Here is a 15,318-nt window from a genome sequence, read left to right as displayed (position 1 = left end):
CGCCCGGTGGCGCTCCCCGTCGCCGTGTCCAGGGCCGTCACTTCCGTGTCACGCGCACCCGCACGTCCCCCTGCGCGTCCTTCTCCGACACCTTGATCGTGACGCCTTTGCGCGGGTCCTTGAAGGTCTCGCCCGGGGTGAAGGCGGCGTCCGAGAGTTCGGCGTGCACGTTGGGGCTGCGGGTGCAGCCGCCGCTGTCCCGCCGGGAGTCGTAGACCCGTACCGGGCCCATGCCGGTGTCGACGTCCGCGTCGACCTTGTAGATCAGTACGCCGGGTCGGCACACCGTCTCGTCGTTACCCTCGCGGGTGCGCAGCTCGACCGCGTAGCCGGAGGTGCCGCTCAGCGGGAGGACCACCAGCTTGTCGCCGCCCTTGCGGGCCAGCGGGGTGAGCGTGTACTCGGTCGTCCCCGGCGCGGCCGCGCAGTGCACCTGGGACGGGTCGAGCCAGCCCAGCTTCCACTTGTGCCAGCCCAGCAGGTCGTTGTTGGCGCCCCAGTCCTCGCTCATGATGTCCCAGTGGCCGACGGCCCCGCCGCCCTCCTGGGTGTAGAGGTCCGGGAGGCCGAAGACGTGGCCGTTCTCGTGGGGGAGTACGCGGTAGCCGGTCTCGTCGTAGGAGCCGGAGCCGTCGTCCTGGCGGGAGTAGACGAAGGAGGCGTTGGCCACCGGCACTCCGTCGGCGACCGGGGCCTCCTGGTTCCCGGCGAAGGTCACCGACAGGACCGTGTCCAGGGCGGAGGGGCCCGCGTTCGGGGTGACCAGCACGTTCAGCAGGTCGTACGAGCGGAAGTCGACCTTCGGGTCGGCCGCCGCCACCAGGTCCTGGACCAGTTTGCGGTAGCCGGGTTCGAAGGGGGCGCCGCGCTCTATCCCGTACTCCGCGAAGGACTTGGGCATCCGCAGCCAGTCCCGGATCGGGGTCTCCGGGTGGTAGTCGAGGCGGCCGTAGCTGCTGGTGCGGAACCATTCCTCGGTCTGCGGGAAGAACTCCGCGTACCGGTCGAGCGCCTTGCCCTCGCCGGGCGCGTCGGAGAAGTCGATCATCAGGTTGAGGGCGCGGACGGTGCCGGTCGAGCGGGCGTAGCCGGTGGCGGTGGGCACGCCCTCGGACATCTGGATCTCGGCGCCGCCGCTGATCATGCAGGGGCCGTGCGCGGAGGAGCGGGAGAGGGCGGCGGGGCCGGGGCCCGCGGTGGAGGTGCCGGGTGCGAGCCGGCCGGTGCCGGCCGAGGTGCTGAGCGCGAGGGTCAGGACGGCGACGGTCCCGGCCGCGGCCAGTCGGCGCGGGCGTATGCGACGGCTCGGCGGCTGCATGCGGACCTCCCCGGCCACGGCAGCCGCCCGGCACCGGCTGCACCCTTGCGCTCACCCTGTGCCGAGGGGTGGGCGGGCGCGCGCTGGAGCGGCCGATCGTGGGTTTCTCGCCGGTAGCCGCCGACCGGGGGACGGACCGGAACCGGGTGTGACCCAGGTCACCGGAAAGTTCTTCGGAAGCGGGAAATAACCGGGGATCGTTTCCCCGTTTAGACCTGTGTCCGAGTGAAACGGGGACTCGCTCCCCGGATCGTGAACCCGGTCGTCACACCCGTGACAGACAGACCACAGACCACAGACAGCACACCGCAGACACCAAGGAGTACGCCGTGCAGACCGCGATCCCCGATCAGCGCAAGGTGGCCCGGCCCCGCGCCGATGCTCTGCGCAACCGGGAGCGGATCGTCGTCGCCGCCCGGGAGATGTTCGTCGAGCACGGGCCGGACGTGCCCCTCGACGACGTCGCCCGCCGGGCCGGCGTCGGCAACGCCACGGTGTACCGCAACTTCCCCGACCGCGACGCCCTCGTCCGCGAGGTCGTCTGCTCGGTCATGGACCGTACGGCACGAGCGGCCGAGCTGGCCCTCGCGGAGACCGGTGACGCGTTCGAGGCGCTGGAGCGCTTCGTGCACGCCTCCGCCGACGAGCGGATCAGCGCGCTGTGCCCGATGATCGCCGGCACGTTCGACGAGCACCACCCCGACCTGGAGGCGGCGCGCCAACGGGTCGAGCGACTCGTCGCCGAGGTCATGGACCGGGCGAAGGCGGCCGGTCAGCTCCGCAGTGACGTGGGCGTGGGCGATCTGATGATCGCCGCGGCCCAGCTCAGCCGGCCCCCGGCCGGCACGGGGTGTATGAGCGCCGACCGGTTCGTCCATCGCCATCTGCAGCTGTTCCTGGACGGGCTGCGGGCTCCCGCCCGCTCCGCCCTCCCGGGTGCGGCCGTGACCCTGGAGGACCTGCGCCGGCCCTGCGACCAGTAGTACCGCCAGTACGGCCACAACGGGCGGTGGCTCAGTAGCCAAGTAGCCCAGTGGCAACGCCACCAGAACCAGCAGACCACCAGAACCACCAGTCCCGTCACCGACGCCGGGCTGTCGGCACCTCCGCCGACGGCGGGCCGTCGGCGCGGGTCCAGTCGTCCCTTTTCTCGTCTTTTTCCATCACGAAGTCCGAAGTGGGTATCCCCGTGTCTCAATCAGCCGTCAAGGCCTCCGGCGTCTCCGGCGTCTCCGGCGCCCCGGACGCCGGCCGCTGGAAAGCGCTGGTCTTCATCGCGCTCGCCCAGCTGATGGTGGTCCTCGACGCCACCATCGTGAACATCGCCCTGCCCTCCGCACAGCAGGACCTCGGCATCTCCGACGGCAACCGGCAGTGGGTCGTCACGGCCTACGCCCTCGCCTTCGGCGGTCTGCTGCTGTTCGGCGGCCGGATAGCCGACCTGTGGGGCCGCAAGCGCACCTTCGTCACCGGCCTGGCCGGCTTCGCCGTCGCCTCCGCGCTCGGCGGCGCGGCCACCAACGAGGCGATGATGTTCGGCTCCCGCGCCCTCCAGGGCGTCTTCGGTGCCCTGCTCGCGCCCGCCGCGCTCTCCCTGCTCGCCGTGATGTTCACGGACGCCAAGGAGCGTGCCAAGGCCTTCGGCATCTACGGTGCGATCGCCGGTGGCGGTGGCGCCGTGGGCCTGATCCTCGGCGGTTTCCTCACCGAGTACCTGAACTGGCGCTGGACGTTCTTCGTCAACATCCCGTTCGCCATCGTCGCCGCGGCCGGTGCGTACTTCGTCATCCGTGAGCCGAAGGGCGGCCGCAACCGCTCGCCGCTCGACATCCCCGGCGTGATCCTGTCCACCCTCGGTCTGGTCGCGCTCGTCTACGGCTTCACCCGCGCCGAGTCCAACGGCTGGAGCGACGCGCTGACGATCGGCATGTTCGTCGGCTCGGCCGTGCTGCTGCTGGCCTTCGTGATCGTCGAGTCCAAGGTCAAGGCCCCGCTGCTGCCGCTGCGCGTGATCACCGAGCGCAACCGGGGCGGGATCTACCTCTCGCTGGGTCTGGCCATCATCGCGATGTTCGGCCTGTTCCTCTTCCTGACCTACTACCTGCAGATCGTGAAGGGCTACACGCCGGTGAAGACCGGCTTCGCCTTCCTGCCGATGATCGCGGGCATGATCACGGGCTCCACGCAGATCGGCACGCGCCTGATGACCCGGGTCGCGCCCCGGCTGCTGATGGGCCCCGGCTTCCTGGTCGCCGCCGTCGGCATGCTGTTCCTGACCCAGCTGGAGGTCGACACCTCCTACGCCGGTGTGCTGCTGCCCGGCATGCTCCTGCTCGGCCTCGGCATGGGTACGGCGTTCATGCCGGCCATGTCCATGGCCACCATGGGCGTGGAGCCGCGGGACGCGGGCGTCGCCTCCGCGATGGTCAACACCTCGCAGCAGGTGGGCGGCGCGATCGGTACGGCGCTGCTGAACACGATCGCCGCCTCGGCGACCACCTCGTACATCGCCGACCACATCGCGGGCGCCACCTCCCGGTCCCAGCAGCAGCTGGTCCAGCTGCAGGGCCAGGTGCAGGGCTACACCAGCGCGATCTGGTTCGCCGTCGGCATCCTGGTCGTGGCGGCCGCGATCGCCCTGACCTTCGTCAACGCCGGGCGGCCGGGCAGCGGCAAGGCCGTCACCGGTTCCGGTGCGGGCGAGGCGGCCGAGGACGAGCTGCCGGTGCCGGTCGTCGCCCACTGACGCCCGGCCCGGTACCCGCTCGGGCCCCGTTCCACCCGTGCCCACGGGGAGGGGACGCCCCGTGAGCACGGTTCCCCAGGACCTGCCCCGGCCGCGCGCTCAGCGCAGCCAGGGCAGGTCCGCACCCGCTTCGCTCGGCTGAAGTCCCTCGGCGACGATCCGCATGATCTCGCCGAGGGACTTCTGCTGTTCCGGGCTCAGCCGGTCGAAGACCGCCTGGCGTACGGCGTTCACATGGCCCGGTGCGGTCCGGCGCAGCACCTCGTACCCCTCGTCGGTGAGGATGGCGAACTGGCCGCGCTTGTCGGAGGGGCAGTCCTCGCGGCGGACCCAGCCGTTCTTCTCCAGGCGGGCCACCGCGTGCGAGAGCCGGGAGCGCGTGATCTTCGCGTACTTGGCCAGCTCCGTCATCCGCAGCCGCCGGCGCGGTGACTCGGCCAGCTTCACCAGCAGGCCGTAGTAGACGTGCGGCATGCCCGCGTCGCGCTGGAGCTGCCGGTCGAGGTGGTCCTCGAGGAGGGTGGCGGCCTCGATGTAGGAGCGCCAGACGAGCTGCTCCTCCGCGGTGAGCCAACGGGGTTCGTCGTTCATGTGTCCCACTGTACGAAACGCTTCCTTGAACATTAAACAAAATCGGCGTAGGTTGACGGTGGATAGAGATTGAGAGTTCAAGTAATGGAGCAGCCGTGACCTCCTCCTCCGCGTCCTCCTCCGCCGCAGTTCCTGAGCGCATGCCCGCGCTCTACCTCAGCCACGGCGCACCGCCCCTGGCCGACGACCCCGTCTGGCCCGGCGAACTGGCCGCCTGGGCCGCGGACCTGCCCCGCCCGAAGGCGATCCTCGTCGTCTCCGCCCACTGGGAGGAGGCCCCGCTCGCCCTCGGCGCCACCCGGACCGTCCCCCTCGTCTACGACTTCTGGGGCTTCCCGGAGCAGTACTACCAGGTGCGCTACGGGGCGCCCGGCGCACCCGCGCTCGCCGAGTCGGTGCGCAAGCTGCTGCGCGCCCCCGGCACGCCCGTGCAGGACGTCCCCGACCGCGGCCTCGACCACGGCGCCTACGTGCCGCTGGTCGAGATGTACCCGGAGGCCGACATCCCGGTGCTCCAGGTCTCCATGCCGACCCTCGACCCGGTGCGGCTCATGGAGACCGGCCGCAGGCTCGCTCCGCTGCGGGACGAGGGCGTGCTGATCATCGGCTCCGGCTTCTTCACCCACAACCTGGCCGCGCTGCGCCAGGGCGGCATCCCCTCCTGGTCCGCGGAGTTCGACGACTGGGGCCGGCGCGCCCTGGAGGGCGGGGACGTGGACGGGCTGCTCGACTTCGCCCGCAAGTCCCCGGCGGGGCGCCTCGCCCACCCGCGCACCGAGCACTTCGCGCCCCTGTTCGTGACCATGGGCGCGGCGGACGCGGCCGGTGAGCTGGACACGCGGCGGTCGGTGATCGACGGCTTCTGGATGGGGCTGGCCAAGCGGTCGGTGCAGTTCGGCTAGAGCGGCTTCTCGTACCAGGCCACGTCCCAGTACCGCCCGAACTTGCGGCCCACCTCCCGGTAGGTGCCCACGTGCCGGAAGCCGAAGCGGGCGTGCAGCCGGGCGGATGCCGCGTTGGGCTGGGCGATGCCCGCGTAGGCGCGGTGCAGGTCCTCGCCGGCCAGGGCGGCGAAGAGGGACGTGTAGAGCAGCGAGCCGATGCCGCGGCCGCCGGCGCCGGGGGCGACGTAGACGGTGGTCTCCACCGAGGTCGCGTAGGCGGGCTTCGCGCGGTAGGGGCTGGAGGTGGCGTACCCCAGAATCTCCTGTGAGTCCGCGTCCGTGGCAACCCTCAGCCGGTGCGGGCCGTCTTCAGGGTGGGAGAGCAGCCAAGGGCGGCGCTCCTGCGGGGTGAACGGCTCGGTGTCGAACGTGATGGGCGTCTCACGTACGTAGTGGTTGTAGAGGTCGGTGAGTGGCTTGAGATCCTCCTCGACTCCCGGTCTGACCTGGACCTCCGCGGTTCCCGGCATCCTCACCCCTCCTCGTGTGGCGGCACAGGGTACTGCATGATCAGAAAAATTGAGGGGCGGGTTGGGAATTCTGTCCGGATTCCAGTCGTTGTTTCCATCGGATGCAGGGCACCCGAGGAGAGTCCCGAGAGGGACCGAAGGCAACGGAGACAACCCCGCAAGGCGCCCGAGCGTCCACCGGACCACCCGCTGAACCACCATCGCAAGGGAGCACGCATGGCAACCCGTGCCGTCGCCCGTCGTAAGTCCGCCACCGGCGAGACCTCCGGCTCGGCAACCAGCGTCCGCGCGAACGGCGGCGAGCTCGCCGACCGCGATCTGGTCGGCATGTACCTCGACGAGATCGCCCGGACACCGCTGCTAGACGCCGCCAAGGAGGTCGAGCTGTCCCAGACCATCGAGGCGGGTGTGTTCGCGCGGCAGGTCCTCGAAGGCTACGAGGAGACCGGGGCGGACGCCACCCGTGAGGAGCTCCAGGCCCTGATCGACGAGGGCGAGCGGGCGAAGGACGTCTTCATCCGCTCCAACCTCCGCCTGGTCGTCGCGGTCGCCCGCCGTTACCCGCGCAGCGGTCTGCCGCTCCTCGACCTGATCCAGGAGGGCAACGCCGGCCTGGTCCGCGCGGTCGAGAAGTTCGACTACCGCAAGGGCTTCAAGTTCTCGACGTACGCGACCTGGTGGATCCGTCAGGCCATCACCCGCTCCATCGCCGACCAGTCGCGCACCATCCGGCTGCCCGTCCACCTGGTGGAGGAGCTGGGCCGGATCCGGCGCGTGCAGCGCGAGTTCAACCGCGAGCACGGCCGCGAGCCGGAGCCCGCCGAGATCGCGGCCGAGCTGGGCTCGACGCCGGAGCGCGTCACCGACGTGCTCGACTGGGCCCGCGACCCGGTCTCGCTGAACATGTCGGTGGACGACGAGGGCGAGACCCAGTTCGGCGACCTGCTGGAGGACACCTCGGCCGTGTCGCCCGAGCAGTCGGTGCTGACCCTGCTGCGCAGCGAGGAGCTGGACGACCTGATCGGCCGCCTCGACCCGCGCACGGCCTCGATCATCAAGATGCGGTACGGCATCGACGACGGCCGCGAGCGCACGCTGACCGAGGTCGGCAAGGAGCACGGGCTCACCCGCGAGCGCATCCGCCAGATCGAGAAGCACGCGCTGCTGGAGCTGAAGAAGCTGGCCCGCGACACCGGCTTCGAAGCGGCGGCGTAGCGCGGTGGGGACGACGGCCGGCCGTGCGGTCCGGCCGCCGCGTGACGCGGGGGCGTGACGTGGCGGATGGGGCGTACGCCGGTGGTCGAAGCCCGCGCAAACATGGCTGTACAACGCTGCTTCAACGCGCGGGGGCCGGGAACAAGACGTTCGGGCCCGTTGGCCGGGGGCCGGGCAACGGCTTCGCACCGAGTCACCGCGGCACCACCGCAGCACACACCGGACCACGTCCCGACGCACTCCCCCCGGCGCCGGGACTTCCCGAGCCGGGCTCGGCGCCTCTCCCCCCGGGGCGCCGCAGCCCGGCTCCTTCTCGTGCGGGAGCGGGCCGGCCGCGAGCCGGGGCAGGGGCGGGGAGGCGGGCCACCCCGAACCTGAACCCCGGGGTGGCCCGCCGGATGGCAGATTCTGCCACAGCGGCATAGCCTGCCGAAGTGAGCAGCACGTTTCCAACGATTCCCGGTCCCGGCCCGGTCGGCCCGGCCGAACCGGTCGGCCCCGCTGAGCCGGTCGATCCTGCGGGGCCGGCCGATCCGGTCGATCTGGTCGGGCCGATCCAGCCGGTCGGACGGGTCCAGGCGGTCGGACGGGTGCAGGCGATCGCACGGGCCCAGCCGGTCGAACCCGTCCAGCCGGTCTCCCTGACCGAGCGGCGCAAGGCCGAGACCCGGATGGAGATCGCCCGGGCGGCGGCCCGCCTCTTCGCCGGCCAGGGCCTGCGGGCCACCCGGGCCGAGGACATCGCGCGGGCGGCGGGTGTCGCCCCGCGCACCTTCTACCGCTACTTCGCCGCCAAGGAGGAGGCGGTCGCCCCGCTCTACGCCCTGGGCGCCGAGCGCTGGGTGCGGGCGGTGCGCGAGGCCCCGGCCGAACTCACCCCGCCCGCGGCCCTGGAACACGCCGTGCGGCACACGCTGACCCCGGGCGCCGGTGTGTCGGCGCCGTCCTGGGAGGGGGCCCGCGTCCTCATCCGCCTGGCCGAGGGCAGTCCGGCGCTGCGCAAGGTGTGGGCGGAGGTCTGCCACTCCACGGAGCGGCGGCTGGTGGAGGCGCTGGCCGCGCGGATGTCCGGCGGCGACGACAACGTTGCCGCACGCCTGGCCGCCTCTCCCCGGCTGCACTTCGCGGCCGCGGTCGCGGGCGCCGCCGTACGGGTCGCGGCGGAGCACTGGGCCGCGTCGTCCTCCCAGGAGGCGCGCAGCCCCCTGGAGCAGGCGCTGCTGAACCTGGCGGTACTGCGGGAGTTCACCTGGGAAGAAGCCCCCGCGGAACGGGACTGATCCCCGGACGACACCCCGGCGGTCAGTCCGGCTCCGTCGCGCGGGTCAGGCGGGCGCCCATGTCCCGTACGCAGTCCACCAGTTCCGCCGGTTCGCGGACGCGGAAGTCCAGGCCGGACGTCGCGAGGCGGGCCGCGATCCACTCCACCGAGCCGGAGACGGTCGCCCGTACGACGCACGACGTGCAGCCGTCCACCGGCTCGGGCGTTCCCATCCAGTGCGGCAGCAGCGGCGCGACGGCCTCGGCCGGTGCGTGGAAGACGACCGCGATCTCGTAGGAGTCGGTGCGGCGCTGCATCGAAAGCCGCAGGTATTCGGCCGCGTCCCCGGTCGGCAGCTCCCGCGGGGCGAACCGCGCCCCCGTGGCGAAGGGCTCGCTCACCCGGTCGACCCGGAACGTCCGCCAGTCGTCCCGGTCGAGGTCGTAGGCGACCAGGTACCAGCGCCGCCCCGTCGACACCAGCCGGTACGGCTCGGTCACGCGCCGCGACTGGCTGCCGTCCGCCGCGCGATAGGCGAACCGCAGCCGCTCGTGCCCGGCCACCGTCGAGGCCATCACGGTCAGCGTCTCGGGCGCGATGCTCGGCCCGTCTCCGCTGGTCAGCGGGGTGGTCGCGGACTGGAGCGTGGTGACCCGGTGCCGCAGCCGGGACGGCAGCACCTGCTCCAGCTTGGCCAGGGCCCGCACCGACGCCTCGTCCAGGCCCGCGACCGCGTGGCCCGCGCCGGCCCGCAGCCCGACCGCGATGGCCACCGCCTCCTCGTCGTCGAGGACCAGCGGCGGCATCGCCTTGCCCGCCACCAGCCGGTAGCCGCCGTCGGCGCCCATCGTCGCCTGGACCGGATAGCCCAGTTCGCGCAGCCGGTCGATGTCCCGCCGCACCGTGCGCCGGGAGACCCCGAGCCGCGCGGCCAGCTCGCCGCCGGGCCATTCGCGGGGCGTCTGCAGGAGGGAGAGGAGCGTCAGCAGCCGGGCCGGGGTGTCCGTCGTCATGCGTTCGAGGATGCCGCAGGTCTAGGACAGGATCAGACCTATTGGCCTCCTAGGTTCCTGCCATGACCTCCAAGCAGACCCGGGACCCGGCTCCCGTCCCGCCAGTTCCGTCCGCCTCGCCCGCCTCGCCCGCCTCGCCCGCCTCGCCCGCCTCGCCCGCCGTGCCCGCCACGGGCGACCGGCGTCGCTGGTTCGCCCTCGCCATCGTGATGACCGCGGCGTTCATGGACCTGGTGGACGTCACCATCGTCAACATCGCCATCCCCTCGATCCAGCAGGACGAGGGCGCCTCGTTCAGCCAGATCCAGTGGATCACCGCCGGGTACGCCCTCGCCTTCGCGGCCGGTCTGATCACCGGCGGCCGGCTCGGCGACATCCACGGCCGCAAGCGGGTCTTCCTCGTCGGCATCGGCGGCTTCACCCTGGCCTCGGCGCTGTGCGGCCTCGCCGTGAACCCGGAGATGCTGGTCGCCTCCCGCGTCCTGCAGGGCGGCATGGCGGCGCTGATGGTGCCGCAGGTCCTGTCGATCGTGCACGCCACCTTCCCGGCGCACGAACGCGGCAAGGTCTTCGGGCTGTTCGGCGCGATCGTCGGACTCGGCGCCGTCTCCGGACCGCTGCTGGGCGCCCTGCTCACCGAGTGGAACCTCTTCGGGCTCGAATGGCGGCCGATCTTCCTCATCAACCTGCCCGTCGGCATCGCGGGCCTGGTCCTCGGCAGCCGCTTCATCGCCGAGTCCAAGGCGCCGCGCGCCCTCCGGCTCGACCTGGTCGGCGTCGCGCTGGTCACCCTCGGCCTGCTGATGCTGATCTACCCGCTCACCCGGGGCGAGGAGCTGGGCTGGCCGCTGTGGGGGCACCTCTCGATGGCCGGGTCGGTCGTGGTCCTCGCGGTCCTGGTCGCCTACGAGCGGCGCAAGAGCGCGCGGGACGGTTCGCCGCTGGTGGAGCTGTCCCTGTTCAGGGTGAAGAGCTTCGCGGCCGGAATCGCCGTGCAGACGGTCTTCGGGGTCGGCCTCGGCGTCTTCTTCCTGGTCTGGACGCTGTACATGCAGGTGGGCCTCGGCTGGACCCCGCTGCGGGCCGGGCTGACCGGGGTGCCCTTCTCGGTCGCCGTGTCGGTGGCGGCCGGGATCTCGGTGCAGAAGCTGGTCCCGCGGTTCGGACGCAAGGTGCTCCAGGCCGGCGCGCTGGTGATGGCGGCCGGAGTGCTCCTCTACGTCTGGGAGTCCGGGCGCTACGGGCTCGCCATCACGTCCTGGCAGATGGCGCTGCCGCTGGCCGTGATGGGGCTCGGCATGGGACTGATCGTCGCGCCGCTGACCGACGCGGTGCTCTCCCAGGTGCCGCGCGAGCACGCCGGGGCGGCGTCGGGGCTCATCAACACCGTGCAGCAGATGGGCAACGCGCTCGGGCTCGGTCTGGTGTCGGTGGTCTTCTTCGGCACGATGGACGACCGCCTCACCCCCGCCCGCATCGGCCCCGCCTACGTGGACGCCTTCCAGAACGCGCTGGGGTGGGTGGCCGCGGTGCTGGCCGTCATCTTCCTGCTGATGTTCGCGCTGCCCGGGCGGCCGGCCCAGCACGTGGAAGGCGGTCCGGCGGAGGACCGGGCGGAGGAGAAGGAGCCCGCGCTGGTCTGAGACCGCGGACGCGCGACGGGACGTGGACGGGGCGGGTCCGGCACGGAGGTGCCGGACCCGCCTTGTTTCACGCCGATGCCCGTTCATGCCTGCTTGAGTCCGAATGTTTCTGCTTCCGGTTTACATTGCGGAAAACCGGGCGTAGCCTCCGAGAGAAACCACAGGTTCGGGCATGGGTCGGAGGTGAACGGTCATGTACGCACCGGAGCGGCAGCAGGAGATCCTCCGGCTCGCCCGGGACGGCGGCCGGGTGGACGTGGTGTCGCTGGCCGAGGAGTTCCAGGTGACGGCGGAGACCATCCGCCGCGACCTCAAGGCGCTCGACCGCGCGGGCCTGATCCGCCGGGTGCACGGCGGAGCGATCCCGGCCGGGCGGCTCGACTTCGAACCGGACCTCGCCGAGCGCGAGTCCACGGCCGCCGACGAGAAGGACCGCATCGCCCGGGCGGCCCTCGCGGAACTGCCGGCCGAGGGCACGGTGATCCTCGACGCCGGTTCCACGGTGGCCCGCATGGCCGCGGCGATCCCGCCGGAGGCCACGCTGACCGTGGTCACCCACAGCCTGCCCATCGCGGCCCGCCTCGCCGACCACCCGGGCATCCAGCTCCACATCGTCGGCGGGCGCGTGCGGCACCGTACGCGCGCCGCCGTGGACGCCTGGGCGCTGCGCGCGTACGGCGAGATCCGCGCCGACGTGGCCGTGGTGGCGGCCAACGGCTTCTCCGTGGAGCACGGGCTGACCACCCCCGACCTCGCCGAGGCCGCCGTCAAGCGGGCCGCCCTGACCGCCGCCCGGCGCGTGGTGCTGCTCGCCGACTCCTCCAAGTACGCCCAGGAGCACTTCGCCCGCTTCGGCGCCCTGGGCGACGTGGACCTGCTGATCACCGACACCGGACTGACCCCCGAGGACGCGGGCGACATCGAGCGCGCCGGCACGGAAGTGGTACGCGCATGATCCTGACCGTCACCCCCAACCCGTCCCTGGACCGCACCTACGAGGTGCCCTCCCTGGACCGAGGCGAGGTCGTCCGCGCCACCGGCGAACGGGTCGACCCCGGCGGCAAGGGCGTGAACGTCTCGCGCGCGGTGACCGCCGCCGGGCAGCGCACCGTCGCGGTGCTGCCGCTGGGCGGGGCGCCCGGCGCACTCGTCGCCGACCTGCTCGACGCGCAGGGCATCGAGGTCGCACCGGTGCCGATCACCGGTCCCACCCGCTCCAACATCGCGCTCGCCGAGGCCGACGGCGTACTGACCAAGATCAACGCGCCGGGCCCCGAACTCTCCCCGGCCGAACGGGAACTGCTCCTGGAGACCGTACGGCGGCAGTCGCCCGGCGCCGACTGGATCGCCTGCTGCGGCAGCCTGCCCCGCGGACTCGCCCCCTCCTGGTACGCCGACCTGGTCGCCCGGGCCCACGCCGCCGGGGTGCGCATCGCCCTGGACACCTCGGGACCGGCCCTGCTGCGGGCCCTGCGCGAGCGGCCCGACGTGGTCAAGCCGAACGCGGAGGAGCTGGCCGAGGCCGTCGGGCGCCCGCTGGCCACGCTCGGCGACGCCGTGAAGGCCGCCGAGGAACTGCGCGAGCTGGGCGCCCGTTCCGTACTCGCCAGCCTGGGCGCCGACGGGCAGCTGCTGGTGGACGACGCGGGCACCTGGTTCGGCACCGCCCGCGTGGACACCGTACGCAGCAACGTCGGCGCCGGGGACTCCTCCCTCGCCGGTTTCCTCGTCGCCGGCGGGACGGGTCCCGGCGCCCTCGCCTCCGCCGTCGCGCACGGCGCCGCCGCCGTCCAGCTGCCCGGCAGCGTGATGCCGACGCCGGGCGACCTGGACCCGGCCGCCGTGACGGTCACGGCCAACGTACCCGTGAACCTCGTACTGAAGGAGCCGGCGTCGTGATCACCGGTCCCGCTCACGACCCGTCCCACGGCTCCGGCCGCCACCGCTGTGCCCCCGTCCCCCTCCCCGTCCCCGCCCCTCACCCCACGTTCCGGGCGATACGCGAGCTAAGGAGCCCGCGATGAGCGACATGATCACCGCGGATCTGGTCGACCTCGACCTGTCCGCCGACACCAAGGAAGCGGCGGCGCGCGCCCTCGCGGAGCGGATGGCCGCCCTGGGCCGGGTGACCGACCTGGAGGGCTTCCTCGCCGACGTGGCCGCCCGTGAGGCGCAGCTGCCGACCGGTCTCGACGGCGGCATCGGCATCCCGCACTGCCGCAGCGAGCACGTCACCGAGCCGACGCTCGCCTTCGGCCGCAGCACGGCCGGCGTCGACTTCGGCGCGGCGGACGGGCCGGCCGACCTGATCTTCCTGATCGCCGCTCCGGCGGGCGCCGACGACGCCCACCTGACCATCCTCTCCTCGCTGGCCCGGCAGTTGATGAACGCCGAGTTCACCGCCGCGCTGCGCTCGGCGGGCGACGCGGCCGGCGCCGCCGCGCTGATCCGCGGGGAGGAACCGGCGCCCGGTGACACCCCCGAGGGCACCACGGAGGACACCGCGGACACCGGGGCGGTCTCGGCGGCGGCCTCCGCCGAGACCGCCCCGGGCAGCACCGGCCAGGACTCCGCCGGGCCCGAGCGCCCCTTCCGGATCGTCGCCGTCACCTCCTGCCCCACCGGCATCGCGCACACCTACATGGCGGCCGAGTCCCTGGAGAACGCGGGCCGCGAGGCAGGCGTCGAAGTCGTCGTCGAGACCCAGGGCTCGGCCGGGTTCACCCGGCTCGACCCGGCGGTGATCGCGGCGGCGGACGGCGTGATCCTCGCCCACGACGTGGCCGTGCGCGACAAGGACCGCTTCGCCGGGAAGCCCACCGTCGACACCGGCGTCAAGGCGGCCATCAACCGGCCCGGCGAGCTGATCGGCGAGGTCCGCGACAAGGCGGCCCGCGGCGAGACCACCTCCGCGTCCCCGGGCGCGGCGCCGGCGGCCGGTGCCACACCCGTCGAGCGCGGCGGCGAGTCCGGCGAGGGCTACGGCACCAAGCTCCGCAAGTGGCTGATGTCCGGCGTCAGTTACATGGTCCCCTTCGTCGCCGCGGGCGGTCTGCTGATCGCCCTGGGCTTCGCGATCGGCGGCTACGAGATCAACAAGGCACCCTCCGTGATGGACCACTTCGCGTGGACCCAGGCGGACAGCTGGGCGGCGCTGCTCTTCCAGATCGGCGGCGTGGCCTTCGCCTTCCTCGTCCCGGTGCTGGCCGGATACATCGCCTACGGCATGGCCGACCGACCGGGCCTGGTCCCCGGCTTCGTCGGCGGCTCGATCGCGCTCACCATCGACGCCGGCTTCCTCGGCGGTCTCGCGGCCGGGCTGATCTCCGGTGCGGTGGTGCTGGCGATCCAGCGGGTGCCGATACCGAAGGCGCTGCGCGGCATCATGCCGGTGGTGGTGATCCCGCTCGTCTCGGCGGCGGTCGTCGGGTTCCTGATGTTCGTCGTGATCGGCAAGCCCATCGCGTCCGCGCAGGAGGGGATGACCGACTGGCTGAACGGACTGTCCGGCGCCAACGCCGTCCTGCTCGGCGCGCTGCTCGGCCTGATGATGTGCTTCGACCTCGGCGGCCCGGTCAACAAGGTCGCCTACACCTTCGCCACCGCGGGCATCGCGGTCGCCAGCCCCAGCGACTCGGCGATGAAGATCATGGCGGCGGTGATGGCGGCCGGCATGGTCCCGCCGCTGGCGATGGCCCTGGCCACCACGGTGCGCGGCCGGCTCTTCAACGCCGCCGAGCGGGAGAACGGCAAGGCCGCCTGGGTCCTGGGCGCATCCTTCATCTCCGAGGGCGCGATCCCGTTCGCCGCGGCCGACCCGCTGCGCGTCATCCCGTCCTCCATGGTGGGCGGCGCGCTCACCGGCGCCCTGTCGATGGCCTTCGGCGCGACGCTGCGCGCCCCGCACGGCGGCGTCTTCGTGGTCCCGCTGATCGGCAACCCGCTGCTCTACCTGGTCGCCATCGCGGCCGGTGTCTGTGTCACCACGGCCCTGGTGATCGTCCTCAAGGGCCTGCGCAAGCCGGTGACGGGCACGGCCGCCCAGGGCCCGGGCGGGGGCGCGGACCCGTCGGCGCCGACGACGCCGGGCGCCCAGCAGCCGGTGGCCGCGTAAGGC

At 72.6% G+C, this 15,318-nt stretch carries 13 protein-coding genes; 9 read left to right on the top strand and 4 right to left on the bottom strand.

Going from position 1 to position 15,318, the window contains the following annotated elements; all coding sequences use genetic code 11:
• Positions 1–37: 37 nt before the first annotated feature.
• Complete coding sequence (locus K7854_RS15770; RefSeq protein ID WP_226027124.1) at positions 38–1,318, bottom strand: M6 family metalloprotease domain-containing protein; 1,281 nt, start codon at positions 1,316–1,318, stop codon at positions 38–40.
• A gap of 329 nt (positions 1,319–1,647) precedes the next feature.
• Here K7854_RS15770 and K7854_RS15765 point away from each other — a divergent pair, with 329 nt between their 5' ends.
• Together K7854_RS15765 and K7854_RS15760 are read left to right on the top strand one after the other, a co-directional pair.
• A complete protein-coding gene (locus K7854_RS15765; RefSeq protein ID WP_226027123.1) occupies positions 1,648–2,301 on the top strand; it encodes a TetR/AcrR family transcriptional regulator in 654 nt (217 codons plus the stop codon).
• A gap of 206 nt (positions 2,302–2,507) precedes the next feature.
• Positions 2,508–4,064 (top strand): MFS transporter, encoded by a 1,557-nt coding sequence (locus tag K7854_RS15760; protein WP_226027122.1) that lies wholly within the window; start codon positions 2,508–2,510, stop codon positions 4,062–4,064.
• A 99-nt stretch (positions 4,065–4,163) separates the two neighbouring features.
• On the opposite strand, the gene K7854_RS15755 is transcribed toward K7854_RS15760, so the two are convergent.
• Positions 4,164–4,655 (bottom strand): MarR family winged helix-turn-helix transcriptional regulator, encoded by a 492-nt coding sequence (locus K7854_RS15755; RefSeq protein WP_226027121.1) that lies wholly within the window; start codon positions 4,653–4,655, stop codon positions 4,164–4,166.
• Positions 4,656–4,795: 140 nt separating this feature from the next.
• Between K7854_RS15755 and K7854_RS15750 the strand changes: the two genes are divergently transcribed.
• On the top strand, positions 4,796–5,557 hold the full coding sequence (locus K7854_RS15750) for a dioxygenase family protein (RefSeq protein WP_226027164.1): 762 nt from the start codon (positions 4,796–4,798) through the stop codon (positions 5,555–5,557).
• Here K7854_RS15750 and K7854_RS15745 read toward each other — a convergent pair.
• On the bottom strand, positions 5,554–6,069 hold the full coding sequence (locus K7854_RS15745) for a GNAT family N-acetyltransferase (RefSeq protein WP_226027120.1): 516 nt from the start codon (positions 6,067–6,069) through the stop codon (positions 5,554–5,556). The genes K7854_RS15750 and K7854_RS15745 overlap by 4 nt on opposite strands.
• A 216-nt stretch (positions 6,070–6,285) precedes the next feature.
• On the opposite strand from K7854_RS15745, the gene K7854_RS15740 reads away from it, so the two are divergent.
• The gene (locus K7854_RS15740) at positions 6,286–7,284 is read left to right on the top strand and encodes a sigma-70 family RNA polymerase sigma factor (protein WP_030190975.1); all 999 of its coding nucleotides are present in this window, start codon (positions 6,286–6,288) and stop codon (positions 7,282–7,284) included.
• Positions 7,285–7,955: 671 nt separating this feature from the next.
• Complete coding sequence (locus K7854_RS15735) at positions 7,956–8,564, top strand: TetR/AcrR family transcriptional regulator (protein ID WP_264087354.1); 609 nt, start codon at positions 7,956–7,958, stop codon at positions 8,562–8,564.
• A 22-nt stretch (positions 8,565–8,586) separates the two neighbouring features.
• Here K7854_RS15735 and K7854_RS15730 read toward each other — a convergent pair whose 3' ends face one another.
• Positions 8,587–9,558: a helix-turn-helix transcriptional regulator gene (locus K7854_RS15730; protein ID WP_226027119.1), complete on the bottom strand. Its 972-nt coding sequence runs from the start codon at positions 9,556–9,558 to the stop codon at positions 8,587–8,589.
• A 62-nt stretch (positions 9,559–9,620) separates the two neighbouring features.
• Between K7854_RS15730 and K7854_RS15725 the strand changes: the two genes are divergently transcribed.
• The 4 genes from K7854_RS15725 to K7854_RS15710 all read left to right on the top strand — a co-directional run bounded on the left by K7854_RS15725 (position 9,621) and on the right by K7854_RS15710 (position 15,315).
• Positions 9,621–11,201, top strand: a complete 1,581-nt coding sequence (locus tag K7854_RS15725) for an MFS transporter (RefSeq protein WP_226027118.1) — start codon at positions 9,621–9,623, stop codon at positions 11,199–11,201.
• 193 nt (positions 11,202–11,394) lie between these two features.
• On the top strand, positions 11,395–12,156 hold the full coding sequence (locus K7854_RS15720; protein WP_226027117.1) for a DeoR/GlpR family DNA-binding transcription regulator: 762 nt from the start codon (positions 11,395–11,397) through the stop codon (positions 12,154–12,156).
• On the top strand, positions 12,153–13,100 hold the full coding sequence (gene pfkB / locus K7854_RS15715) for a 1-phosphofructokinase (RefSeq protein WP_226027116.1): 948 nt from the start codon (positions 12,153–12,155) through the stop codon (positions 13,098–13,100). Before K7854_RS15720 ends, pfkB begins: the two co-directional genes overlap by 4 nt.
• Before the next feature lie 121 nt (positions 13,101–13,221).
• Positions 13,222–15,315, top strand: coding sequence for a PTS fructose transporter subunit IIABC (locus K7854_RS15710; RefSeq protein ID WP_226027115.1), 2,094 nt, complete (start codon positions 13,222–13,224; stop codon positions 15,313–15,315).
• Positions 15,316–15,318 lie beyond the last annotated feature (3 nt).

The organism is Streptomyces hyderabadensis (assembly GCF_020404845.1).
In the GTDB taxonomy this organism is placed as follows: domain Bacteria; phylum Actinomycetota; class Actinomycetes; order Streptomycetales; family Streptomycetaceae; genus Streptomyces; species Streptomyces hyderabadensis.
Note: the sequence above shows the minus strand (reverse complement) of the source record. Positions and strands in the feature narration are given on the sequence as shown.

Coding starts and splice junctions, on each gene's coding strand:
- K7854_RS15770 (WP_226027124.1), bottom strand. CDS start 1,318: ATGCAGCCGCCGAGCCGTCGCATACGCCCGCGCCGACTGGCCGCGGCC.
- K7854_RS15755 (WP_226027121.1), bottom strand. CDS start 4,655: ATGAACGACGAACCCCGTTGGCTCACCGCGGAGGAGCAGCTCGTCTGG.
- K7854_RS15750 (WP_226027164.1), top strand. CDS start 4,796: ATGCCCGCGCTCTACCTCAGCCACGGCGCACCGCCCCTGGCCGACGAC.
- K7854_RS15745 (WP_226027120.1), bottom strand. CDS start 6,069: ATGCCGGGAACCGCGGAGGTCCAGGTCAGACCGGGAGTCGAGGAGGAT.
- K7854_RS15740 (WP_030190975.1), top strand. CDS start 6,286: ATGGCAACCCGTGCCGTCGCCCGTCGTAAGTCCGCCACCGGCGAGACC.
- K7854_RS15735 (WP_264087354.1), top strand. CDS start 7,956: ATGGAGATCGCCCGGGCGGCGGCCCGCCTCTTCGCCGGCCAGGGCCTG.
- K7854_RS15730 (WP_226027119.1), bottom strand. CDS start 9,558: ATGACGACGGACACCCCGGCCCGGCTGCTGACGCTCCTCTCCCTCCTG.
- K7854_RS15725 (WP_226027118.1), top strand. CDS start 9,621: ATGACCTCCAAGCAGACCCGGGACCCGGCTCCCGTCCCGCCAGTTCCG.
- K7854_RS15720 (WP_226027117.1), top strand. CDS start 11,395: ATGTACGCACCGGAGCGGCAGCAGGAGATCCTCCGGCTCGCCCGGGAC.
- pfkB (WP_226027116.1), top strand. CDS start 12,153: ATGATCCTGACCGTCACCCCCAACCCGTCCCTGGACCGCACCTACGAG.
- K7854_RS15710 (WP_226027115.1), top strand. CDS start 13,222: ATGAGCGACATGATCACCGCGGATCTGGTCGACCTCGACCTGTCCGCC.